Below are 24,943 nucleotides of genomic sequence, written 5' to 3'. Positions count from 1 at the left end.
GCCCGCACGTAAGGTTTGAGCTTACTCTGCAAGGCTTTTGTAAATTTTTTCTATATTAGAGGTCATCCGTTCCATATAGGATAAACCATCCTCAGCCGACTCAATCGTATAGATTGTTTGCACCGAAGCTCCGACTTCTTTTGCTAAGGTAGCCGAAACTTGTGGGCTGGCCGCATTTTCGGAGAAAACAACTTTAATTCCATATTGGTTACAATAATCTGCTAATTTTGCTAATTGTTGTGCACTCGGCTCGCCTGCGGAGAATACATCTTCGACGCTGTTCTGTTCGAGGTTGAAATCTCTGCAGAGATATCCGAACGCTGCATGTCCGACGACAAAACGGCGATGACTTACCTTCGCAAAATTACTGCGATATTTTGCTAAAAGCGCATCAGCATTCGCAATAAAAGTTGCGGCATTCGCCTTATAGAAAGCGGCATTTGCAGGATCTACCTCACTTAAACCGTCGGCGATGTTCTTAACCATCACTTTAGCGGATTCAAGGCTCAACCACGCATGAGGATCAACCGCTTCGTGGTCGTCATCATGATCATGGTCATGCTCGTCGTGATCATGATCGTGCTCATCTTCGTGGTGGTGGTGATGATGATGGTGTCCTTCTGCGAGTTCGATCGGTTTAATACCGTTACTTGCACAGATAGTCTTTATCGTATCCTGCTTCACCGCATGGAGCGCATCCATAAGCCATGGTTCCATACCGAACCCGTTGTAAACGACAGCCTTTGCCTGCATTAAGAACTTTAAATCCCCTGCCTTGGGTTCAAAATCATGAGCTTCAACTCCCGGCGGGATAATCGTATGGACGTACACCTTATCTTTACCCACGATTTCCGTGAGTTCCTTCATCGCATCAAAGGTTGCTGCAACGGCAACTTTGCCTTCCATGTTTTTCTCGGTTTTTCCGCCGGCAAACAGATTTACCGCGGCGATGCCGAAAAACATCATACAAACTGCTGTAAAAAACAATTTCTTCATTAAAAAAACTCCTCTTGCAATGCTACTTGCAAATCGGTTGCAAGTATACACAAATGCAAAAAGTTTGCAAGTAGCAAATAAGCATAAAAACTAATTAAATCTAAAGAAACCCTTTAAAAACGGATTCGCAATCCGCTTTTGCGGATATGATAAATCACTTCCTTACAGAACAAGCCGATAGGTTTGATGTTTTTAGAGGTTCCCATATATCATATTTTTTATGCTTGAGGAATTTTTTCGCCTCTTTACAGAATCGGATATTAGTCATACAGTAACAAAGATGAAACTGCTCCATACCGCCGATTTGCATTTGGGAAAGACGCTGCATGAAACGCCGCTGCTCGGCATACAAGAAAAAATGCTGAACGACATTCACGATATCCTTACTCAGGCCGACTATGCAGCGCTGGTTATCGCAGGCGATGTGTATGACCGTGCTATTCCTTCGGCGGAGGCGGTTTCGCTTTTCAGCCGATTCCTTGCACGGATACGGGAGGATTGTCCCGATACGGCGGTGTTGATCATTCCCGGCAATCACGACTCCGCGCAGCGGCTCGCCTTTGCCCGCGAGATACTGCAAAATCAGCGCATCTACATTGTGCAGGATACGAGCAGGCTTGCCGATCCGGTGATTCTTACCAAGGGCGCGGAAAAACTTGCGATATATCTGCTCCCGTTTTTAAACTTCGGAGCTTTTTCGGAAGAAACAAAAGAAGCGTATCATACGGCAGGGGATTCACAGGCGGAAATGGCGGCAGTTGCGTCGCACATACTGAAACAAGCGGTACAGCCGGATATGCCTGCGCTGTTAGCGGCGCACCTTTTTACCGTCGGCGGGCAGAGTTCCTCCAGCGAGCGCACCTTTATCGGCACCGCCGAATATGTCAATCCCGACCTTTTTTCTTTTTTCGATTATGTTGCGCTCGGACACCTGCACCGCTGCCAACGGATAACCGACAGGATGTATTATTCGGGATCTCCCCTCCCCTACTCCTTTGATGAATCGGAGGATGCCAAGTGCGTTCTTTCGATAGATATCGACTGCACACCGAAACAAAATACCGCCATCGATAAGGTGATAACGCACTCCGGTGGAGAACTGTTTGATGCGGCAAATCAGCAGTCCGATATGAACAGTGCAAAGGCTCCGCTCAACATTGAGCGGATACCTATCATTTCCGAACGCCCGCTCAAACGGCTGGAAGGTAATTTTGAAGAGTTTTTTACCGGAAACCGCTACGATGAATGGAGCGGCTGCTATCTGGAAATCACGCTGAACGATGCCGAGGTTATTGCGCACCCGATGCAGCTGCTGCGGCAAAAATTTCCGTTTTTGCTGAGTATCCGGCAAAAGAGTTTTATGAATCGGGAACAGCAGGACGGGGAAGAACAGCTGACCCTCCGCGAACGGACGGCTGAAGACCCGCTCACGTTAGCCGAAAATTTTAGCCGGTTTGAAATCGTTATTAACGGCGAGCCGAACCAAATGAAGCAAGAGCTTTTTGAACAGCTCTGCAAAGAGGCTATTGATGAGACCTAAAGAACTGATACTGCACAACATCGGCCCCTTTACCGGCGCGCATACCGTCAACTTTGACAGCCTCGGCTCCCTCTTTTTGATTTACGGACAAACCGGCGCCGGAAAGACCACGCTCTTCGACGCTATTTCCTACGCCTTTTACGGGAAACCGCTCGGCGGAAGATCGGGCGTTATGCGGAATTTGCGGAGCCACTTTGCGGACGATTACGCAGTCTCCGATGTCATACTCACCTTTTTTATCGGAGCGCAGCTGTACCGAATCAAACGGCAGCTGCCGTATACCAAAGAAGGCCGAAAGCTGGAAACACCGGAAGAAGTCTCCCTCGAATGCTACGAAAACGGCAGCTGGGAAAATCGCTCATCGACCAATAAACGGGAAACCGATGCTTCAATCCAAAACCTGATTAAACTTTCCGACAAAGAGTTCAGCCGTATCGTCCTTTTGCCGCAGGGAGAATTTGCGCAGTTTTTGCGGGCGCAGTCGAGCGATAAAAAAGAGACACTGATGCACTTGTTTCCTATCAAACGCTACTCGGATTTGATGCAGGAAGCGAAGCTCCGCGCAGACACGCTGCAGCAGGAAGCGCATACAATAGAAGCAAACCTCGAAACCTTGCATACCCGCTTTGTGTACCACCGTTACGAAAGCGACCGCGCAGAGCTGCTGAACGAAATTGACCGTATCAGAGATGAACATGGCGGCGTCTTGAGCGCTCTACAAACAAAGAACACCGAGCTTGAGCAGGAAAAAATACTTGCAGAAAAACGGAAAGAACTGGAGCGGGTTACCGAAGAGCTGGAAGCGTGTCGCATCCGCGAAGAGGATATCCACAATTTAAAAGCGAAAATCGAAAAAGCGCAGCGGGCAGCTCCGCTCGCAGTCCACGTGAATCAGCTCCTTGAGTTGGAAGCGGCATGTGCGGCGGACGAGCGGCAGATACGGGAAAAACGGGAACGCACGGAAGAACTGACCGCCCGTATGAACGCTTTGCAGGAACGGCACAACGAGATCACCGCAAAAGAGCAGCAACGGGACAGCCTCTATGCCGTCATCGATTCGCTGCGGAAAGCCGCCGTGTTGGAACAGGAAATCGGAGCTGAGCAAGCCGAAGAAGACAAGCTGAAACGTGCCGCCGCTGCCGCCCAAGCGCAATTGCAACGCATCGAAGCGCAGCTCGCGGCCGTTACGGAAAAAACCGCTGTCCTTGCTCCTGCCGTTGATGCGCTTGACGAGCGGGAACACGCCTACCGTAGTCTGCAAACTCGGCTTGACATGGAGAAACAGCTGCACGATATCTTATGCAAACAGGAGCAGCTCACCACCTTTTTGCACAGCTATGCACAGGCTGCGGATAATGCGCGGACACAGCTTGCAGAGATCGCCCGCGACTGTGATATTCATGCGGAACAAATCAATAGAATAGAAGAAGAAAAAAAGGCAGCGGAACGGCAGCGTGCAGCGGCAGCGCTTGCGGAACACCTCGAAGAAGGAAGCCCCTGCCCCGTCTGCGGTTCGGTACATCACCCCGCACCGGCTCAAGGTATGTCAGAAAGTGCGTTCAGCTTTGACGAGCGGATAGAAACGGCAAAACGGAGCGCAGCAAAACTACAGCACGAAAAAGAAAAAGCGCAGACGGCGCTCGCCGGTGCGGAGGCTTCGTATACAAATTATCAAAAACAAATAGACGAACGAGTAGCAGCGGCGGCTGATTTACAGCTGCGGTATAAAGAATGCAGCGCGGTGCCCTTTCCGGAAGGAAAGGATGCGGCGGAGAGCCGCATTAAGGAAACCGCTCAGCAGATAAACGAAGCGCTGCAAGCGTACGATGCATCCCGCAAAGCCTTTGCCGAACACAAAACGCTGGAAGAAGAAGCTCGCCGTTTGCAGCGGGAGCGGCAGGAATGTATGCAGCAGCACCATAGCGCGGAACAACGCTTAAGCGGAGTTTCCGCCGCGCTCCAAGAAAAACGCCGCCAGTTTGACCAAGCTTTTTCTCAGCTGCCCGAAAGCCGACGCAGCATTCAGTTGAGCACGGATACGGAAATTCTGGACAAACAGGAAACCGGCGGCAAAGCCAAGACCCCCGATGCCCCTGCCGGCAAAACTGCACCGGAGCAATACGAAATCCCTGATGCGGAAACCGCGTTGGAGCAATGCGAAGCGCTGCTGCAGGAACTCAAGCTGACTATCAATGCTTATCATACTGATGTTTCCGAAGCAACGCAAAACCTTGAACGAATCCGCGGCGAACTTTCCGCAGCAGAAGCGCATGGGCAAGAACGCGCACTGCAGCGCAGCGAAAAAACGGCGCAGCTCGAAGCCGCGTATATAAAGGAAGGTTTTGCCGATTTGGAGGATTTGCAGCAAGCCGTGTGCAGCGAACCGGAAGTTGCGCAGTGGAAAACCGAAATCGACACCTTTTATGAACAGTACGCGGCGTACAAGCAGGCGGCTGCCGGATTGGAAAAAGACGTTACCGCGACGGAGCCGCGCGATCTCGATGAGCTGGAAACTGCCGTCGAAGCCCTGCGTCAACGGTATGATGAAATACAGGCGCGGCTCGAAGTCCTCAATACGGAGAAAGCAAAGCTGGAGGAGCTGCACGCCCAGCATACGGAACTGACAAAAGCCCTCGCAGTCAAAACAGCGGAGGCGCAAAACTGGGTAGCCCTTGCAAAAGACCTCTGCGGCAGCAATCCGCGGAAACTCCAGTTCGACACGTGGATTCTTTCCGCCTTTTTGCATGAAGTAACCGTGTTTGCAAATAAGCGGCTTGAGCGGATGAGCGAGGGACGGTACCGGCTTGCCGTCAGTGAAGAGCACGGCGCAGGGAACGCATACCGAGGCCTCGACTTGGAAATCGCCGACGCCTACACCGGTAAATGCCGCCCCTCTGCGACCCTCTCCGGCGGGGAAACCTTTATGGCCTCCATCAGTCTTGCGCTCGGCCTTGCCGATTCCATTCAGGCACGAGCAGGCGGCATCAGAATAGATTCGATGTTCATCGACGAAGGCTTCGGGTCGCTTGACGAAAAAGCCTTGGAAAACGCTGTCAGCATCTTAGACGAAATACGTGGGAACCGGATGGTCGGCATCATCTCGCATGTCAGCGAACTGCAAAGCCGCATCCCACAAAAGATTGAAGTGATAAAAACCGGAACGGGTTCATCCATCCGGCAAGGCAAACTTCATCCTTGACTTTACTCGGATGGAGGTATAGTATAGGGACTCCTAATTGGCAACCTCTAAAAACCGCAGTTTTTAGATATTTCCTTTAAGCTTATTTGCGGAATTCTTTAAATACCTTAGCTTTAGAGTATCCCGCCTGTCAAAGTAGGTGCTTATGAATTTGAAAAACGCACTGGTTAAAAGACTATACAAACATCCGCGTATTACTTTGGGTATTATCCTCGGCATCACGCTCTTCTTTGCATTGCAGCTTCCGCGTATCCGATTTGATAATAATAATTTCCGCTTTATACCGGAAAGCGATCCCTCTCGAATAGCGGATGCCGAAATGGCAAAGATATTCGGCGATTCGGTGCCGCTCCTGATCGGAATCCAACGACACTATTCGACGGTCGTTGATCGAGAATTTTTAGAAAAAATGCAAGAGCTGGATAAACAATTGCTTGCATTACCGCTTGTAAAAAATGTCGTTTCGCTTACGACAACAACCCATATCGAAGCGGCGGATGATTCAATTGTGAACGAAAAACTTGTGCCGGAACATTTAACCGGTTCGCCGGAAGAATTGAAGACAATTACCGAACGGCTCCGTTCGATGGACACCTATAATCGAAGCTTGGTTTCCGATGATTTAAAAGCCACACAGACTATTATCTTCCTTAACATAAAACAGGAAGAAAGCGGATCCCCGGAAACGGTTTCCGTATGCCGTGAAATAATGCGCATCGCGGAGGAATGGGACTTCCCGGACTCCGTTACCTACGTAACCGGCACACCGGTTTTTAGCGAAATTGTCAATGAAGCAACCAGTCATGATTTAATATTTCTTGTTCCTATCGTCGTCATCATCGTAGCGGGCGTCTTATTTTTTTCGTTTAGAAGATTTACCGGCGTATTTTTACCGCTGCTCACCGTTATTATTTCATGCATTTGGGCAATCGGTGCAATGGCACTGTTGCAAATTCCGTTAACCATTCTTTCGACGGTACTGCCCGTTATTTTGATTGCCGTTGGCAGTGCATACGGTATTCATGTTATCAATCACTATTTTGATGAAGTAACACAGAGCAAGGAAATCTCTCGGGAAACGCATTCAGCACAGATTGTCGAAGCTATGTCGCGGGTTATTCCGCCGGTTTTTTTAGCGGCACTTACAACCTTTGCAGGCTTTGTATCATTCTGCTTTACGAGCGTTGTACCGATTTTCGAGTTTGGGATATTTTCGAGCTTTGGTGTACTTTCAGCTTTTATTGTTGCGGTAACGCTTATCCCTGCAGTCCTTATTTTACGGGGACCGCGTAATCCGACCATCGGCGGTCGCTTTGGGGCAAAATCGAGCCACAGCGGTATTATCGATCGGATTATTGCCGATACACTGATGATTGTTCATGCACATAAACGCAGTGTACTTTTGGTCAGTCTCGGTTGTATTATTTTCGCCGGTTTGGGGATTTCAAAACTCGTTATCGACAACGTATTAATGGAATACTTTGAACCGGATGTACAGGTTGTCAAAGCCGATACGTTTATCCGAGAAAATTTTGGCGGTTCAAAATTACTGAACTTAGTTATCAAGGGGACGAAACAGGGAGATGTTATTCGCCCCGATGTGTTGCAGGCAATCGATTCTCTTGCCGAGTATGCGGAAGAAAATATCCCCGAAGTAGGAAAAATTACCTCGCTGGCGGACGTTATTAAACGGTTCAATCAAGTGTATAATGCGGATGCTCCGGCAGCAGGACTGGCAGCTACAGGGCGTACTCCCCTGTCGTCCTCCGATGGACAAACAGCTGCTACCTCGACTGTAGTTTCCGGTGCGAACTCCACCGAAAAAGAAGAAGATTCGTTTGGCGATTTTGGCGACTTCGGAGATGCAGACAGCTCATGGGGTTTTGATGATGTTGACACATGGAGTGATTCGGAACCATCCACCTCGGCTTCCGGTAAAGCAGGACACACCATAAAGGAAACGCAAAAAGAACCGGCGTATACTTTTTCTGAAATCATCGAAAAACTTGCAGCTGCTCAAACAGCCCGCCGCGGCAGATATGTTTCTGCGACCGAGGTGATTGATGCGTTAAAAAAGGATATCAATTATAAAGGCGCTGCCTACTACGAAATTCCTACGGATCCTCACAAATACGGCAAAGAAACTCAGGAAGAGCTTACCGCGCTTATTCAAAACTACCTTCTCCTGCTGGCGGGGAATGTACAGGATTTTATTGACGATACATATACCCCAACCGCGCTCAAAGTAAATATTCAGCTGCGGACGCTCGGTCAACAAGACAGTGAACAGGCCTTGCAAGCGATTATGGCGTATGTTAAGGATAATTTCCCCAAAGATATATCCGTAGAGCCGAACGGTTCAATGTTTATCGAACAGTCGTTGAATACCCTTGTGGTACAATCCCAGCTGATTTCCGTTGCGGTGTCGTTCGGCATTGTGTTTTTAATTTTAGCGGTCTATTACCGCTCCATTATTGCGGGTATTATCGGCATTATCCCGCTGATGATTTCCGTTGCGTTGAATTTCGGCTTTATGGGAATCGTCGGTATAAAACTCAATATCGGGACGGCAATGGTGGCAAGTTTTGCAATCGGTATCGGTATCGATTATACCATCCACTATTTGGCCGCCTATCACCATGAATATACCAAACGACGTGACGACCGGAATTTCCTTATCCACACGTTCTACGGTTCCGGTAAGGCAATTCTGTTTAATGCGGTGTCGGTCGGTGCGGGATTCGCCGTCTTAATGCTTTCAAAGTTTAATATGCTATCAGAACTCGGTCTATTGATTGCGTTGGTGATGGGTACCAGCTCTTTTGCAAGCTTAACGGTACTACCGACCATCCTTTCGATTGTAAAGCCGCGGTTTATTACGAAGCCGTTACCGGGGGATTTTGAAAATATATAGCGCATCTACTTCGTTACTGCACACAAATTAATCCTCAACGTATCAAAGATACGCCTGCGGTTAATTTGTGCTTGCGCCTCGTATCTACACTATCTATTTTCAAAAGCGCTGGTTTTATATAGCATATCTACGGATCCGATAACGAGTTGGGAAAAGAGCAGGAGATAGAAGTAGAGAATAATATTTGTATAAATGTTAGAGGAAAGAATGATTTTTGCTATCATGCTATAATACGCTTCTTAACAAAAATCACTCCGCCTGTAATACAGAATTGATATCTATATCATTTTTTGTTGTTTATCGCATTAATAATAATGACAAGCCCTGCGATTATTGCGCCAATTCCCAATCCGATAACTGTTCCAATTCCAGGAAAAAGAAGCGACCCAATGACGGAACCCGCAGCTGCAATTAGTGTAATTACGCTCATTAAGCCGCCTCCGTTCTCAGATGAATTGTTCATAATAAACATCCTCTCACCTCGCTTTTTCAATACATAGTATCAAAATTACAAGCGCTTGCAATCATTGCATATAAACTTTGAGCAGTTTCACGTGTCATAAAATCAAGGTCTTTTGATCCGAACGTTCCCGTAAGATTTACGCCATAGGATATCGACGGTTTATTGTCTTTATCCACATGAACATCAAAATTCAATGATGCGCTTATAATTTCATCCAGATTAATAACACTTTGGTTTAATTTACCGAACGGTTTAAAAAGCGCTGTAAAATAGTTTGGTGTCAGCATTATTACTCGTTTATTCAAATCCAATACAACACCTTGTTTTTGTACTCGAAATAAAATAAAAAAAAGATAAAAAAGTGTGAGCATAATCGTCAGTCCAAGCAAAGAAGAGCTTATAATCGGTGCAAATAGATAGGATAGAAATAAAAGAAGAGGAAACCCCATAATCGCTACATTTAATTTTATAGAAGTAAATCTAAATACATTTTGCTGAAGTTTTTTTACGCCCATAATACACCTCTTTTTAACGATAAACGGTTATGAGTAATCATACTTTTAGGTAAATATCCGGAACGGAATTTTAGGAACTGCCGGAGTACATGCTGACTTGTGATTCCTTGGGGCTTATGCATCATCTTTACACCTCATAAAATATATTGACTGAAATATACGATATAAATCAACAGCACAAATAACTGTTTTATAAAACTATTTGTTCGCCGTTCAGTCGTTTTTCCAGCCTGTCATAAAAATCGGAATATTTTATTTATTCAGATTTTCTTCCATAATATCCCCCCCCCCCCCCCCTCAAAAGTCAAGAGTTTTTTGTAAAAAAGTATAAAATAAATTCAATACTGTTATTTTTATACGTACACGTTAGCGACTGTAGTTAAAAACAGCCAACAACTTGATGCAGTGTGTAAAAATATGTATAGTATAAATATATTTAAATCGATGAGTGATGAATGCGTACAAACAAGCGATACGGGAACTAAAGAACGTACATTACTTTTTAAAAAGACATAGCAGTAACCATGACATATATTTCAATGCTGAAAAAAGCCGTTCAATTCCGCTTCAAAGACATTATTTTGCTGAAGATGATTTGCGGTATAAGAAAAGAAATTATGAACGAAGATAGAAAATGAAATACACCTATACAGCTGTTTTCACCAATAAAAACGGTAAGATTTATGCAAGAGTTCCCGATCTTAACGGATGTATAACAACGGGATCGGATTTGGTAGATGCAATTGAGCAAATGGAAGATGCTATGTCTGCTTGGCTTTGCGTAGCGGAAGATGAGCATTTACCTATTCCGCCATCGACTCCACAACATGCTATTCAATACGGTGCGAATGAAAATATTTCTTTAATAAAGGCTGATACCTATAAATATCGTGCTCTAACGGATACAAAAGTTGTTCGCAAAAATGTATCGATACCGGCATGGCTTGCTTCGGCTGCCGAAAATGCGCACCTAAATTTTTCACAAGAATTACAAAAAGCTTTAAAGCAACGTCTAGAAATAGCATTTTGAATTTGTGAAAAGCCCTTTGCGACAGGTATTATTTTGTGTTATAGTACCGAACTGTAAGCTCATCAAGGGAGTATAACAATGAAAAAATTACTAATGCTTTGTTTTTTATTGCTCTGCAGCATCGCAGTGCTTTTTGCCGAAGAAACCGCCGAATCCATTATGAAGGGCGCTCCGTCAAAAATAACAATTGAAACAATCGGGACGCGGGCAAAGATGGAAATCCAACGAAATGGAACGACGATGGCGGAACTGTTGGTCGATCAATATTCCGTGCAAAAAGAAAACGATCACCGCACCTTTTTGGAAATTAAAGCGCCGGCAAATGTAAAAGGAACGCGTTTTTTGATGATTGCAAAAGACGGTGTTACCGATCAGCGGATTTATCTACCGTCGCTCGGGAAAGTCCGCCGTATTACCGGTGAATCTGAAGGGACTGAAAGTTTTCTCGGTACCGATTTTTCGTATAATGATATGTCGTATCTACAGCGGGACAGCAGTTTGGACACATACAAGATATTGCGCGAAGAAGAGTACGGCGGAGTTTTGTGCTATGTCATCGAGGGCGTTCCTAAAGATACGAAATCCGAGTATTCCAAGACTAATGTGTGGGTAGAAAAAGATTCCAAGCATTTGGTAAAGATTGCCTTTTATGACCGGAAAAACGTATTGGTAAAAATCATGGAAATGAGCAATTACGAGACAACCCAAGGCGTGGACACTCCTCGGATTACTAAAATGACAACCCTCGCAACGAATACGGCAACGACCATCAACATTATCAAAATGCAATATAATATGAATATCCCTGATAAGATTTTTACCCCGCGGTATTTGGAGCAAGGCCGTTAAGTAACAGAGCATAATCGCATAAAAAAAACCGGTATGCCTATCGGCTATACCGGTTCATCAGATGCGTATCGGTGTAACTGTTATTCAATTACCGCGACGATATCGCCTGCCTTTAAAATTAGGTAATCTTCACCGTCGATCTTAATCTGTGTCCCTGCGTATTTATCGTGCATCACTTTTTGACCGACCGACACCTTAATCTTCTCTTTATCATCGCCGATGGCAACGACAACTGCCGTCTGTGTTTTCTCCTGTGCGGTATCGGGAATAATAATTCCGCTTGCGGTTTTAGTTTCTACCTTATCGACCTTTACTAAAACACGGTCTGCTAATGGCCGTACTTTCATGTAAGAACCTCCTATCATACTGTACTTTTCGGTAGTAAAAAAATATGCCCCGATGACATCAGGGGCATTTTAACCGGATATAGCTGTGTCAATTTAACCCAGTTTTAATCATATTTATACTGAGTGTGTCATTTCAACCATACGAGGTTATATTTAATATACAAACAAAGATATAAAAAGGCAAGTTTTTTTCTTTTTTTTATAATTCCATGCCTAAAATGCCCGCAATGTAAGTATTTTTGTGGCTCTTTTCTCTTTCATCGTACCATCTTTTATCTTGAAAAAAATTGGCATAGTATTTGCTTTAATAATAAGCATACACGGTTTAAATAAGGTGCACATCAGAATGCCCCTTTAACCGGCGAATTTCGGTTTGCTGCATTGCCTCGAAATATCGTACACATCACTTGCAAGGAGTTTGACTTATGGAAAAAATACGGAATACACGTGCGGATAATAATGTCTTTGCAACCTATTTAAGAGAGATAAACAAGATACCGCTGTTGTCGGTAGAAGACGAAGTTAAATATGCAAAAGCCGCTGCTGCCGGTGATGAGAAGGCGAAAAAAATACTGATTGAATCGAATTTGCGCTTTGTGGTCAATGTCGCAAAAAAATATCAGAATAAAAATATTCCGATTATGGATTTAATCAGCGAAGGCAATATCGGATTGATGAATGCTGCCGACCGCTTTGATCCCGATAAGGGATATAAGTTTATTTCGTATGCAGTATGGTGGATTCGCCAAGCGATTTTAAAAGCCATCTGCGAAAAATCCCGCATGATTCGGCTTCCGCTGAACAGGGCAAACGAATTAGTACAGATTGAAAAAGCTCGTAAACTTACGGGAAAAACCGGAAGCGAACCGGAAGATAAAGAGCTAACCGCCATCGCACAGGAACTCCGTATAGAACCTGAAATGGTACGGACGATTATGAATGCTGCCCGCGACCCCGTTTCTTTGGATGCGCCGGTATTCAATGATAACAGCGCTGCCAGTACCGGTGATTTTATCGAAGATACCCGTTATATGCAGCCTGAAAGCTATGCACTTGATATTGATTTGCGCGAAAATGTCGATACATTGCTTGCTTCTTTGACTGAGCGGGAAGCTGAAATTCTCCGTTACCGCTTTGGACTAAACGGATACGAGCAGCTTTCGTTGAAGGAAGTCGGTATGCGGTTCAATTTAACCAAAGAACGCATCCGCCAAATTGAAAAGAAAGCGCTTGAACGGTTACAGTCGATAGGTCATCAGCACGAACTCGAAAGCTTCGTCGCATAACCTTCGACTGGGACAACCGCATCAGCTTGGCTTTTTAATGCCCCCGCGGAATAAATAGGCTGTTCAACCGGAATTTCGCCGCGTTGCGTCTCAAATGGTCTCACAGCCTATTTATTCCGCGATTCGTTTATATACCCGTCTGATGCGGTCGCCCTTATTCTAAAATAAACTGTTCGAAATTTTGGATAAAATTTCGAACAAAAGGAAGGTAACCGCATCAGAGCCTTTTTAAGCGTGAGTGGGTATTCGGTACTCGGTGTAGCGGACGTTCTTCTTTTCTACGGCATCGCGCAGCGAACGTTCGACTTTTGAAAGTGTTGCATTACCGGTTTTTACTTCGACGAACAGTACTTCATCAACGGCTCCCGCAGAAAGCCCCGGAAAGGCGACGAAGTCTACCGGTTTTCCGAGAAATCGGATTTCCGTCGGATCGGCAGGAAAACCGGGAAAGAACGCTGCAAATTGTTCGGAAAGCTGTCCGTTCAAAACCGCTCGAGACCGTTTAACAGCATCTTCACGGGCAATTTTTATCTCTTTAGCGAGGTGCTTGCTTGCGGTAAGTCGTCCTATTTTTGTTCCGAGGAAGAAAGCGATGATAATGAATGAGATACTTGCAATCGCTAGAATAAGCAGCAAGAGTTTTACTTCTACCGTATCAAACATAATTTTCCTCCTCGAAAAAACTTTTGGTCGGCGTAAAATGCCGTATGCTGTGTTACTGTGAGTATCGGTTATCTGTTGTATTCCTAAAGGATCCTATTAAAGTATCCGATATAAGAGTTGATTTTTTCTACGAAGTTGAGGCGTTAGTGTATGTATCGTATAGGTTCTGTACTCTGTTGTTGCTTTTTTTTATCATTAGTTGTTTCTTGTGCATCAATAGCAACCAAAGGGGATACCGCATCGCCGGTAACGGAATCGAGAGAAGCTCTTGAACAAGGATACGTGAATCAATCCCCTCGGACAATGAAATCAGGTAACGAGATTACTGAAACAGTATCGGAAAAGCAAACACTTGCACGGCTGCTTCCCGAGCTTACGCAGGCTGTTGAAAACTACGATATACATAAGATGCTTGCATTATTCAATGCTATTTATGAATCGTGCAATGGACAAGAAGATAATGCGATTCTCATCGAAGCTCGCAATCGAATAGAACCGCTATTGGAGACTATTTCCATCGAGGCGGTCAGCAGCCCCGCACCTGTGAATGTCGGCTCTCCGTTCACTCAGCCGTTTACGGCACGTGTTGTCATTACCGCCCCCGAAAAACAGTTTCCTCTCGATAATTATCCTATCACCGTTCTCTATCCGTCCGCCGGTACCGGCAGCGCTTTAAAAAAAGAACTTGTACGGACGGATTCCGATGGTTTTTTATACTTTACCCCTCCCACATCCAACCGAGCATGCGACGGAAAACTATTTTTTTGCCTTTGTCCGGTCAAAAAGTCTACCGCTTTAGCTGATGAGGCAACCGACAACCTCTCCGTTTCTTTCCCTTATAAAGTTGCAACAACAGAGAAACGGATACCGTCTATTATTGCTATTCTTGATTATGATGAAAATAATACACCGATTTTTTCCGGTAATATAACAGCAACACGCTTGCTTACGGGATTAATGAAGCGGGGATTCAGCAGGATCGGGCTGGATGAATATCGTGAACTAGCCAATACAGATGAGGCTTCCGTTATCCGTGCTGCTCAAACGAAAATCGGTGCTGCTGTAGACCGTTTTATTTTCGGTAGGACGTACATTACGGTAGAAACAACGGAAGATAGTACCTTTACCTGTACCGTACGTGCTGACATATCGATTTGGGATTTTAAACAAGCACGAAAGATAAACCGATTTACCTTTACCCATACTGCGAAAGCTAAAACAAAAGCTCAAGCAATTTCGCTCGCCCGTACCGATTTGGGTGAAACGGTAATCGCCGAAACATTCAATTACAGTCTTTAAGCAATCAACAATGCGGCCTCTTGCAGTTCAAACTTTATTTGCTTATACTTTTTGCCATGAAGCTTTTTGTTGTGCGCCACGGTGAAACGGATTTGAATGTAAGAGAACTGGCTTGCGGTGTTTCGGAATCTATGTTGACGGAAAAGGGGCGGATGCAAGCCCAAAACTTGGCAAGCCGATTAAAAGAAGATAAAGAAAAAAACAATATCACGACAATTTACGTATCTCCACTTAAACGGGCAAGAGATACGGCTGCATATATTGAACAGGCATTACAGCTTACGGCTATGCCGGATATCCGCCTGCAAGAGATCGATTTCGGTGACTTTGAAGGAAAACCGTGGAATACCCCCGAAATTTTATACATTCATAAAAATCCTTTTTTAACATTTCCCAAAGGTGAATCCTTTGCGAAAGTAGCACACCGTGCATACAGTATTATAGAAGACGTAAAGCATAAGCATACAGGAGACGGCAATATCCTCTTTGTCTGCCACGGCGTGCTAACAGCGGCTATCTATACGTACTTTAAACCTTTTTCGGCAGAAGAATTACTCCAGTTAGAAATTGAGAATTGCCAGCTGCTTGAGTTTGATCTATAAGAGCAGCGGACGCTATTTTTTCCCAGCTCGAAAAATATCGATTGATACAAGTTTCCATCTCGAAATAAAATGGAGCTTCAATGAAAGCGGGGATATCCGCCGGTCTTGAAGCGGGAAAATACAACCGCCACGCATGGAGTACGTAGCGCTTGCACGCAGGAAGCGGATTTCCTCCGCGGTATTTACGATCTCCAGCCAACGGATGATCTACACTCGCAGTATGCTTCCGTATTTGGTGTTTTTTACCGGTAATAAGCTTAAACAGCATAAGCGACGCATCGATCCCTTTATTATAACTAAGCGAATAACACTGCGTTATGGTTTTACCGCTTTCGTCTTCGGCGGTAATAAGCTGCGACGGCATGGCGCCGCGTACAACGCCTAAGTAGTATTTATCTACCGTTTTTTCCCGCAAGCATTGAGAAAACCATTGAGCCCCGACAAGTGTCCGAGAAAAACAGAGAACTCCGGTGGTATCTTTATCGAGCCGATGCAGCGGCCCTTGTTTAAAAGAAAGACTTTGCCGAGAATTACGAGCGAAGCGGACAGGAGGCGGTCTATTGGGGGATAACTGTACCGTAGTGTCGCACTTTAGGGTATTGCCGCAAAGATGTGCAGCCCCGGAAAGCAGCGTATCGATACTGTGCACCCCGTGTACGGGAATTCCCGCAGGCTTATTGACAATAAGCAAGTCGGTTGTTTTTAACAAGATCGGTATATCGGCAGAAGTACGAGCCTGTCTGTCCGGAGCGTGGCCTTGCCTACCGTATGCAGGTATTTCCGTATCATGCAGGGCATTTTTGCTGAAGGTTTTCTTCCGGCACGGATTATTCTGGTGCGTTTGCATCCCCGCCGGAGACATTAACGGCTTTTCGGCGGGGAGCAATGATGTGGCAATCGATAACGTATCGCCTACTGCCGTCCGGTAATTAAGCGTAGCCCGCTTGCCATTGATACGGATTAAGCCCTTACGGATTGCTGCATACAGCGCCGAAAGCGGAATATCCGCCAGAAATTTTCTGACTACGCGGTCAAGCCGCCTGTCGGCATCGTTTTCCGAAAGAATAAATTCCGTTTTATGCGTTTCCCATGCGGCCGATGCTGTTTAACACCAGTTGCTTAAACAGAGGAGCCGCTTTTTTCCCTGCATCCAGCACTTCTTGTTCGCTCAATAATGAGCTGCTGATACCCGCTGCAAGGTTGGAAATAAACGAGATGCCGCAGACACGCATACCGGCATGGCGGGCGGCGACCGCTTCCACGGCGGTACTCATACCGACAGCATCGGCGCCGAGTATCCCTGCCAGACGTACCTCTTGCGGCGTTTCATAAGCAGGGCCGGTGAATTGGCAGTACACACCCTCTTGAAGCGGAATATGCAAAAATTCAGCCGCTGCTTTGATATGCATCCGAAGAGCTTTATCATACACTTGAGTCATATCGGGGAAGCGCACGCCAAGGGTTTCAAAGTTTTTCCCGATGAGCGGAGAAGGCACAAGACAGGTGATGTGATCGGTAATCATCATAAAATTACCTGCACTGAAGTTTTTGTTCGCCCCGCCTGCCGCATTGGTCAAAAAAAGGATTTCCGCCCCCATCAGCTTCATAATTCTGATGGGGAGTACCACATCGGTCATCGGATATCCTTCGTAATAGTGGATTCTCCCCTGCATAATAACGGCAGGAATCCCTTCTATTTTTGCAAATACAAATGCACCGCGGTGTCCCGGTGCGGTAGAAAGCGGAAAATTACGAATGGAAGCATACGGAATAGTCGCATCAACCTCCAATTCGTTCGCCAGATCACCCAGTCCGGAGCCAAGCACTAATGCGATTTTAGGGGTGTACGGAATGTGATCTTTGGTATTTTTAAAACATTGTATCAATTTTTCTTCAGCAGTCATATAATTTCCTTTAAGCATCTGCATCAATATTTGTCAACAGGCGTTCCATGTCGGCTAAGTCTGCAATACGGCTTGCAACGGTTTTGCCTTTCCCTGCCATTTTTGTATCGTATTGGAGCGTTGCACGATAAAGTTCAAGCACCATCGAAGCCAATAGGTTAAGGTTCGGCGCCAGATTACTGAATGCCATATTACGGTACACTTTATCTGCAGTCGCCATTTTGGTGTTTGCTTCGGCAATCGAATTAATATTGGGAAGAACATCGCGCCGGACTAAATAAATAAAACGAGCAAGCGCGATAATGTCATAATAAAGGTCATCAAGATGGAACCCCTGTAAGACAAAATCCTCAGAATGCTCGGTCAAATCAACGATGTGCCGCGATAAATCAATATTAGAAAGAATTTGTGCAAACAAAGGACGTAAGAAACGAGTTGCGATATTTTCATTGTAATGCCGCCCAATTCTTACGATTATTTCAGCGATAATTCTATCATCAACTAACATGGGCTTTACTATATATCAGTTCACAGGTTTTTACAAGTATAAACAGCTTACATCGAAAACTTCTTTTTCATCTGGGCAAACATCTTGGCGATATCTTCTTCCTCCGCTTCCGTTTCCGGCTCATGGTACTGCACCAGCTCCGCAGGAATTTCTTCCAAGAACGGTGAGGGACTGCACTCCAGCAAACCTGCTTGTCTACGCCGCGTTCGGCAGCTTGTAATAATGAGCTTGTCGCGGGCGCGGGTAATGGCGACATAGAACAGGCGGCGCTCTTCTTCCACGTCCCCTGCATTTTCTTCCATACTACGGGCATGGGGGATAATGCCTTCCTCGGCGCCTGCAATAAACACCACCGGGAACTCCAATCCCTTCGCGGCGTGGATGGTCATAATATTCACCTCGCCGGTATCTTCCTCATTTTGATCATCGCGGCTCAACAGTGTGATGCGATTGAGATAAGTATACAGCGAAGGGTCAAAGTTGTCGGGGTTCGTTTCCCACGTGTCGATGGACTGCAAGAGGCTTTCGATATTCAAAAACTTAAAGCGCGCCGCTTTTTCGTTTTTCTGAAATTCCTGCGTCAGATAATCAAAATACTGAATGCGCTCCACGAGTTTCCGCACCTTGTTTGCCAAGCCCTTTCCCGAAAGCAGCTGTTTCCGTTCGGAACTTATCAGCTCAACAAATTCCTCCAAATCGGCAAGGCTCTTTTCGCGGAAGTCATCCGGCGGACGCTCAAGCAGCGCATGAATCGCCATGCGGATAGAACACTCCTTTTCCGTTGCGATTGCGGAGAGCGTTTCCAGCGTTTTTTTTCCGATGCCGCGCCGCGGTGTGTTGATAATCCGCAAGAGGTTAATATCATCGTCGGGATTCGCAATCACCCGCAGATAGCTGATAATGTCTTTAATTTCTTTGCGCTGAAAAAAACTCGTGCCGCCGGACATCCGGTACGGAATGTTGGCATCAAGAAAGGCTTCTTCAATCGCGCGTCCCAAGCCGTTGGTGCGGATCAAAACACCGAAGTCCGCATAGCTCCGGTTCTCGCGCAGCTTCTCCGTAAGGATAGTGTCCGCAATAAAATCAGCCTCTGCCGCCTCATTCTCCGGGATAAAAATTTCGATGGGCTTGCCGGAGCCGTTCCCCGACCACAGCGCTTTTTCCTTCCGGTTGGTATTGTGCGAAATCACCCCGTTCGCAGCCGCTAAAATCGTACCGGTGGAACGGTAATTCTGCTCAAGCTTAATCTCCACCAGATGCGGAAAGTCCTTTTCAAACAGGCGGATATTTTCGTAATTCGCCCCCCGCCACGAATAAATAGACTGATCATCATCGCCTACCACGCAGACATTATCATCCGCAATCAAATGCATCATCTGATACTGCTGAATACTCGTGTCTTGAAACTCATCCACCATCACATACCGGTAGCGGTTCTTGTACACCGCAAGCACATCGGGATGTTCGGTAAAAAGTTTAATCGGCAGCATAATCAAATCGTCAAAATCCACCGCATTAAACAGCTTGAGTCCCGCCTGATATTCGTTATACAACGGACGATACACCGCCGTCTGCGCCGTAAAGTTTTTCTGCCCCGTCTTTATCTGAGAAAACAGCGTCCCCACTCCGTACACATCGAGCGTTTCCGTCGCAATTTTCAGTTCCTTTGCCGACTCACGTATCAGCTGATTGCGGTCTACCTCGTCGTAAATGCTAAAATTCTGCCGCCATCCCAGCCGGTCGATATATTCCCGCAGGATTTTCACCCCCAGCGCATGAAAAGTACTAATCGTTAAATTCTGTAACTTCTTACCCGTCAGCTCCTTAATCCGCTGCTCCATCTCCCGCGCCGCCTTGTTCGTAAAGGTCAACGCCAAAATCTGCGACTGAGGAATCCCGCTTTCCAGCATGTGCGCAATCCTAAACGTAATCACGCGCGTCTTCCCCGACCCCGCCCCCGCAATAATCAGCACCGGCCCGTTAATCGTATTAACCGCCTTCGCCTGCTCGGGATTTAAGTTTTCCGTATTCATAAGAGAGAGGAGTATAGCATAAAAGGTGAGGAAAAGATATGGAAGAATCGGCGCCTTTTTTATTTGGGTATTTAGTTGAGGGGGAAGTCTCCCCGATTAAAAGCTTACAGATAGAACACCTGATGAGGTAAGCCGTTTGCGCTTTATTGATTCTGTATGCGATCGGGTATCTGATTTATTCTCTTACTAACATAGAACAATATATGCTAGTATCTGCAACAAACACAATAATTTTATCAATCAAAAAAAAGGAGAACAAAATAATGCATTCTTCACCCTCAAAACAGAATAGAGTTGTGTTACGCTCTTCTTTAAAAAACTGTTTTGCAGCAGGAGACATAGGCGCTTTTTTCGGTATTTTTGGAGATGTCTTTTCTAAAATTGCAGTGATTATCGGCGTATTATTACTAAGCGAACAGATGCCGAAAGACTTAGCGCTTGGTAGAATATTGCCCGGTATTGCCGTCGGGTCTATGCTCGGTTCTTTTCTTTATTTTAGAGAAGCCTATCTACTCGGTGTAAAAGAACACCGGAACGATGTTACTGCATTACCGTTCGGCGTGGGATCAACGCAAGTATTTACCTGGCTGTTTATTATTATCGTACCGGTTCATCGACAAACCGGCGATCCGTACCTTGCTTGGTCAGTTGGTTTAGCCGCTTGTTTTATTGGAAGTTTTGTTGAAATAGCAGGAGCTTTTGTTTCAAGATTTATTAAACGGTATATTCCTCAGTCTGCGCTTATTGCGAATATGGCTGCCGCCGCAGTCGTGTGGCTTTCATTTAATGGGGCGGTAAATGTATTTAACAAACCGCATATTGCAGTGCTTTCATTATTTATTGCGTTCTTAACTATTTTTTATCGTAAAAATATTATTCCGTTTATTCCGAATGCACTATTGATTTTAGCAATAGGAGCGGTCTCGTCATGGCTGACAAAAGAGACGGGTGTACAGCATATACAATATGCTGTACAAAATGCAGGGGTATATCCGCCTTCACTGTATCTATCGGATATTATAGCAGGTTTCCGGCATATTAGACCTTATCTTTCTATCATTATTCCATTACAAATCGGTAATTTTCTTACTACTATTCAAGCCGTTGAAAGCGCCGAATTAGCACAGGATGCGTATCCGTTACGGCGCGTATTAATCATTGACGGTATTACAACGTTGGTTTCAGCCTTATTCGGTAGTCCCTTTCCGACAACAGTATACTATGGTCATTCAGGATGGAAGCGCAGCGGCGCACGGGGCGGGTACTTGCTCTTTATGCTGATTCCCTATGCGCTGTTATTTTTAGGGTTACCATTGCTGATTACCGCTGTCATCCCGTTTGAAGTAATCATAGTCTTTTTAGTCGCTGTAGGCCTTGCGGTTTCTATGGATGTACAAAATAATCTCAAAGTTGATTACAGCATCGCAGTAGCTGTTTCTCTCCTTCCGCTTATTGCGCAGTATATTACCTCACTTATTGATAATATCCTCCATATATTTAACAGTTCACTGCAAACAATTGATATCGGTGCATTTCAAGCAAGCGGCGTTGCAATCACAGGTTTATTGTATTTATCATACGGAGCGTTTGCATCCAGCCTGCTCTATAGTATCTGGATTATTTACGTTTTACAAAAGAACTATCTGGGTTCCGGTATTATCGCGCTTGTGCTTGCGGGACTTTCAGCGATTGGCTTTATTCATCAACATACGATCTCACTCTTTTCGCACGACAATATAAAATTTGTTTTGCTATACGTGTTGCTTGCTTTTCTTTGTTTTATGTTGTACTGGAAGGCAAAAAAGCCGTCTTTATCTTAGCAGAGGAGATGCTGTTATGAACAATGATATGATAGATTTTAATACTAATGCGATGCGGTTAATACCGCTTTTTTCCCGTAGTGATGAATTACAATATACTGATTATGGGTTGAAATGCGATAAAGTAGATACTATCTACGGAAAATTTTTGTTTCCGGATATAACCGCTTTATCTCGCTCTTTCACATATGGTTCTTTCGTTATATCTATCGATGGAAAAATCGCTTTTAAAGATGATGAGGTAGTACCGTTAATTGCTAAAAATAATTATATGGATATAAACGGAGGAGTTACTGATTTTTGGATTTTAAATTTATTACGAGCATCTTGCGATGCTATTATCATCGGTTCCGGTACATTGAGAAAAGAACCGTCCTATTCAGGTCGTATACATGACGCTGATCTCTTAGCTGCGCGGATAGAAAACAACAAATCAGTTACCCCTGTTACGGTTATAGTAAGTCGAACAGGAAGAAATATTCCTTATCAGCATCAAATCTTTCATAGTGATGAGATACCATTAATCATTAATGTATCTCCAGTGGGGTTAAAAACATTAGTCAAAGAAATTCCTTTCAGTTATACGGTTATTACTGAAGATATGGGAAAAGAACTATTAGAGAAAAATAGCTTATCTAATGCTGATAAAAAAATTATTATTTTAGTTACAGGTCAAAATATGGAAACTGATGATAATGCTCTATTATTAATCTTAAAACAATTCGGTATTGATAGAGCATTAATTGAATCTCCTACTTATTGCCAACAGTTAATGAAAGATAAATTGCTGGATGAGATATTCATCAATACTTCTTGTATTTTTGCAGGTGGAACTGCAGGTTCTTTTGGAAAAGAAAAAAGATTATTTACCTCTACAGAACATCCGCACGCAGAAATAGTAAGTATGCATTTACATAGTCCATATTTCTACTATACGCGGTATAAACTTGCTTATTGTAATGATAAATCATCATAAGTTGTTTTATTAAAGAGAAGCTGTGTATTTTATTCGTGCGGTTTAATACCCGTTGTCCCCCGGCAATGCTCTACGCCGTAATAGAGGGGATGAAATTCGACTACAACCATCTTATAGAACACACAGTGCGAAACGTTGAGCACTGTGCTCCGACGTTTGCGTCGGGGTTGCTGATTCCACCAGATAGAATTAATCGTTTTTTGAAAAATTGTAGAGCGTTTGTGAAACGGATGCTTATTCATTCGCAACACGGATGTTGCTGGTTCCAAGCAGAAGCGACGTTTTTTGCTTCGCAAAAAACTCGTCGTGCAGATTTTGACACGGAGGTCAAAATCTGCACAGCGTTAGGGATTGCAGCGATAGCCTTTTTGCCGTTTGTTTTAAGCAGCAGCAACTTTTGCAGTGCAGACGGAAAAACGTTGCGCCTGTAGAAAGTAACGGCAAAAAGCTACAAGCGAAAAGCCCGACCCTGTTGTTTTACTACCATTTACAAAAACAGTAAAACAACAGGGTAACGCGAACGCCCCCCGCCACGAATAAATAGACTGATCATCATCGCCTACCACGCAGACATTATCATCCGCAATTAAATGCATCATCTGATACTGCTGAATACTCGTGTCCTGAAACTCATCCACCATCACATACCGGTAGCGGTTCTTGTACACCGCAAGCACATCAGGATGTTCGGTAAAAAGCTTAATCGGCAGCATAATCAAATCGTCAAAATCCACCGCATTAAACAGCTTGAGCCCGGCCTGATATTCGTTGTACAGCGGACGATACACCGCCGTCTGCGCCGTAAAGTTTTTCTGCCCCGTCTTTATCTGAGAAAACAACGTCCCCACTCCGTACACATCGAGCGTTTCCGTTGCAATTTTCAGTTCCTTTGCCGACTCCTTAATCAGCTGATTCGTGCGGAGGGGGACATACCCCGGCACTCTGCGCCGTAATAAAGGGTATGGAACCCGACAGCAACCACCTTATAAGAACAACACCCCGAGGCTTTGCGTCGAGGTGTTGATTGCGGTCTACCTCGTCGTAAATGCTAAAATTCTGCCGCCATCCCAGCCGGTCAATATATTCCCGCAGGATTTTCACCCCCAGCGCGTGAAAAGTGCTAATAGTTAAATTCTGTAACTTCTTACCCGTCAGCTCTTTAATCCGCTGCTCCATCTCCCGCGCCGCCTTGTTCGTAAAGGTCAACGCCAAAATCTGCGACTGAGGAATCCCGCTTTCCAGCATGTGCGCAATCCTAAACGTAATCACGCGCGTCTTTCAGTACCGCCACGGACGGCGGTGGTATTAACCAGCAGCGAGTTTTTCATCAGAAAAAACTCGTCGGTGAGCAGTTGTATACGGATGTACAACTGCTCAACAGTGCCCCCGCAATAATCAGCACCGGCCCGTTAATCGTATTGACCGCCTTCGCCTGCTCAGGATTCAAATGTTCCGTATTCATAAGAGAGAGGAGTATAGCATAAAACGTAGGGAAAAGATATGGAATAGTTAGGTCTTTTTATTCGTTTAGGCGGTTATTTGGTGGGGGAAGTCTCCTTAAAATTGAACGAATGAGCTATGTTTCAACATACGAATGAGTTCAATTCCGTTTATTTTCAAACAGCGTTTGAAAATAAACATATAATCAAGCGATGTTTCGGCTTGCAAATATACAAAGCCGAAACTCGACATTCTATTGAGCGGCGATATGTTAGACGCTCAATAGAACAGCCCCCTCCGCTCCAAAAAAACGGCGGACTTCTGAACTATTACCGGTTGCGTTTTCGGTTCCCTCAACCGCAACTGTTTTCTCGTACGTGTCCGCCATTTGTTTTTCCGCTACTCCCTCAGTACCGCCATAGATGGCGGTGGTATTAAGCAGTAGTGAGTTTTTCTAATGAAAAACTCACAGCCAAAGACTATACACGGAAGTATAGTCTTTGGCGAGGACACCCCGCAACACCCTATCTTTATCCGTGCGGGTTAATGCTCACAAGCC

19 protein-coding genes and 2 pseudogenes are annotated in these 24,943 nt (G+C 45.1%); 10 read left to right on the top strand and 11 right to left on the bottom strand.

Going from position 1 to position 24,943, the window contains the following annotated elements; translation table 11 throughout:
- Window positions 1-21: 21 nt before the first annotated feature.
- Entirely contained in the window at window positions 22-996 is a 975-nt protein-coding gene (locus ABK01_RS03650) for a metal ABC transporter solute-binding protein, Zn/Mn family (protein WP_253676275.1), read from the bottom strand.
- Between the two features lie 280 nt (window positions 997-1,276).
- On the opposite strand from ABK01_RS03650, the gene ABK01_RS03645 reads away from it, so the two are divergent.
- The 3 genes from ABK01_RS03645 (at window position 1,277) to ABK01_RS03635 (ending at window position 8,649) form a co-directional block, all read left to right on the top strand.
- Window positions 1,277-2,536, top strand: a complete 1,260-nt coding sequence (locus ABK01_RS03645) for an exonuclease SbcCD subunit D (protein WP_253676274.1) — start codon at window positions 1,277-1,279, stop codon at window positions 2,534-2,536.
- The gene (locus ABK01_RS03640) at window positions 2,526-5,735 is read left to right on the top strand and encodes an SbcC/MukB-like Walker B domain-containing protein (RefSeq protein ID WP_253676273.1); all 3,210 of its coding nucleotides are present in this window, start codon (window positions 2,526-2,528) and stop codon (window positions 5,733-5,735) included. The genes ABK01_RS03645 and ABK01_RS03640 overlap by 11 nt, the downstream gene beginning before the upstream one ends.
- A gap of 145 nt (window positions 5,736-5,880) precedes the next feature.
- The gene (locus tag ABK01_RS03635; RefSeq protein ID WP_253676272.1) at window positions 5,881-8,649 is read left to right on the top strand and encodes an efflux RND transporter permease subunit; all 2,769 of its coding nucleotides are present in this window, start codon (window positions 5,881-5,883) and stop codon (window positions 8,647-8,649) included.
- Window positions 8,650-8,932: 283 nt separating this feature from the next.
- Here the strand turns inward: ABK01_RS03635 and ABK01_RS03630 are convergent, their stop codons facing one another.
- Entirely contained in the window at window positions 8,933-9,112 is a 180-nt protein-coding gene (locus ABK01_RS03630) for a hypothetical protein (RefSeq protein WP_253676271.1), read from the bottom strand.
- 26 nt (window positions 9,113-9,138) lie between these two features.
- On the bottom strand, window positions 9,139-9,627 hold the full coding sequence (locus ABK01_RS03625; protein WP_253676270.1) for a hypothetical protein: 489 nt from the start codon (window positions 9,625-9,627) through the stop codon (window positions 9,139-9,141).
- Window positions 9,628-10,261: 634 nt separating this feature from the next.
- Here ABK01_RS03625 and ABK01_RS03620 point away from each other — a divergent pair.
- Window positions 10,262-10,657, top strand: a complete 396-nt coding sequence (locus tag ABK01_RS03620) for a type II toxin-antitoxin system HicB family antitoxin (protein ID WP_253676269.1) — start codon at window positions 10,262-10,264, stop codon at window positions 10,655-10,657.
- A 78-nt stretch (window positions 10,658-10,735) separates the two neighbouring features.
- Window positions 10,736-11,506, top strand: coding sequence for an outer membrane lipoprotein-sorting protein (locus tag ABK01_RS03615; RefSeq protein ID WP_253676268.1), 771 nt, complete (start codon window positions 10,736-10,738; stop codon window positions 11,504-11,506).
- An 80-nt stretch (window positions 11,507-11,586) separates the two neighbouring features.
- Here ABK01_RS03615 and ABK01_RS03610 read toward each other — a convergent pair whose 3' ends face one another.
- On the bottom strand, window positions 11,587-11,853 hold the full coding sequence (locus tag ABK01_RS03610) for a co-chaperone GroES (RefSeq protein ID WP_212566099.1): 267 nt from the start codon (window positions 11,851-11,853) through the stop codon (window positions 11,587-11,589).
- Between the two features lie 425 nt (window positions 11,854-12,278).
- Here ABK01_RS03610 and ABK01_RS03605 point away from each other — a divergent pair, with 425 nt between their 5' ends.
- Window positions 12,279-13,139, top strand: coding sequence for a sigma-70 family RNA polymerase sigma factor (locus ABK01_RS03605; RefSeq protein WP_212566098.1), 861 nt, complete (start codon window positions 12,279-12,281; stop codon window positions 13,137-13,139).
- Window positions 13,140-13,367: 228 nt separating this feature from the next.
- Here ABK01_RS03605 and ABK01_RS03600 read toward each other — a convergent pair whose 3' ends face one another.
- Window positions 13,368-13,802, bottom strand: coding sequence for a Holliday junction resolvase-like protein (locus ABK01_RS03600; protein WP_212566097.1), 435 nt, complete (start codon window positions 13,800-13,802; stop codon window positions 13,368-13,370).
- 303 nt (window positions 13,803-14,105) lie between these two features.
- Between ABK01_RS03600 and ABK01_RS03595 the strand changes: the two genes are divergently transcribed.
- Together ABK01_RS03595 and ABK01_RS03590 are read left to right on the top strand one after the other, a co-directional pair.
- Window positions 14,106-15,101, top strand: a complete 996-nt coding sequence (locus ABK01_RS03595; protein ID WP_253676267.1) for a hypothetical protein — start codon at window positions 14,106-14,108, stop codon at window positions 15,099-15,101.
- 56 nt (window positions 15,102-15,157) lie between these two features.
- The gene (locus tag ABK01_RS03590) at window positions 15,158-15,703 is read left to right on the top strand and encodes a histidine phosphatase family protein (RefSeq protein ID WP_212566527.1); all 546 of its coding nucleotides are present in this window, start codon (window positions 15,158-15,160) and stop codon (window positions 15,701-15,703) included.
- Here ABK01_RS03590 and ABK01_RS03585 read toward each other — a convergent pair.
- From ABK01_RS03585 to ABK01_RS03570, 4 genes are all read right to left on the bottom strand, one after another.
- Entirely contained in the window at window positions 15,630-16,550 is a 921-nt protein-coding gene (locus ABK01_RS03585; protein ID WP_253676266.1) for an RluA family pseudouridine synthase, read from the bottom strand. The two genes, ABK01_RS03590 and ABK01_RS03585, sit on opposite strands and share 74 nt — an antisense overlap.
- A gap of 229 nt (window positions 16,551-16,779) precedes the next feature.
- Window positions 16,780-17,607 carry a purine-nucleoside phosphorylase gene (locus tag ABK01_RS03580; RefSeq protein ID WP_253676265.1) on the bottom strand — a complete coding sequence of 276 codons (828 nt, stop codon included), beginning with the start codon at window positions 17,605-17,607 and terminating at the stop codon, window positions 16,780-16,782.
- Between the two features lie 10 nt (window positions 17,608-17,617).
- Window positions 17,618-18,115, bottom strand: a complete 498-nt coding sequence (locus ABK01_RS03575) for a hypothetical protein (RefSeq protein WP_253676264.1) — start codon at window positions 18,113-18,115, stop codon at window positions 17,618-17,620.
- Window positions 18,116-18,162: 47 nt separating this feature from the next.
- A complete protein-coding gene (locus ABK01_RS03570; RefSeq protein WP_253676263.1) occupies window positions 18,163-20,148 on the bottom strand; it encodes an ATP-dependent helicase in 1,986 nt (661 codons plus the stop codon).
- Window positions 20,149-20,411: 263 nt separating this feature from the next.
- Between ABK01_RS03570 and ABK01_RS03565 the strand changes: the two genes are divergently transcribed.
- Window positions 20,412-21,968: a hypothetical protein gene (locus tag ABK01_RS03565; protein WP_253676262.1), complete on the top strand. Its 1,557-nt coding sequence runs from the start codon at window positions 20,412-20,414 to the stop codon at window positions 21,966-21,968.
- 16 nt (window positions 21,969-21,984) lie between these two features.
- The gene (locus ABK01_RS03560) at window positions 21,985-22,944 is read left to right on the top strand and encodes a RibD family protein (RefSeq protein ID WP_253676261.1); all 960 of its coding nucleotides are present in this window, start codon (window positions 21,985-21,987) and stop codon (window positions 22,942-22,944) included.
- Window positions 22,945-23,465: 521 nt separating this feature from the next.
- Here the strand turns inward: ABK01_RS03560 and ABK01_RS03555 are convergent.
- A pseudogene (locus ABK01_RS03555) lies at window positions 23,466-23,858 on the bottom strand (UvrD-helicase domain-containing protein); the annotation flags it as partial.
- Between the two features lie 112 nt (window positions 23,859-23,970).
- A pseudogene (locus tag ABK01_RS11790) lies at window positions 23,971-24,406 on the bottom strand (UvrD-helicase domain-containing protein); the annotation flags it as partial.
- Window positions 24,407-24,943 lie beyond the last annotated feature (537 nt).

This window comes from Treponema sp. OMZ 305 (assembly GCF_024181325.1).
GTDB lineage: Bacteria > Spirochaetota > Spirochaetia > Treponematales > Treponemataceae > Treponema.
Note: the sequence above shows the minus strand (reverse complement) of the source record. Positions and strands in the feature narration are given on the sequence as shown.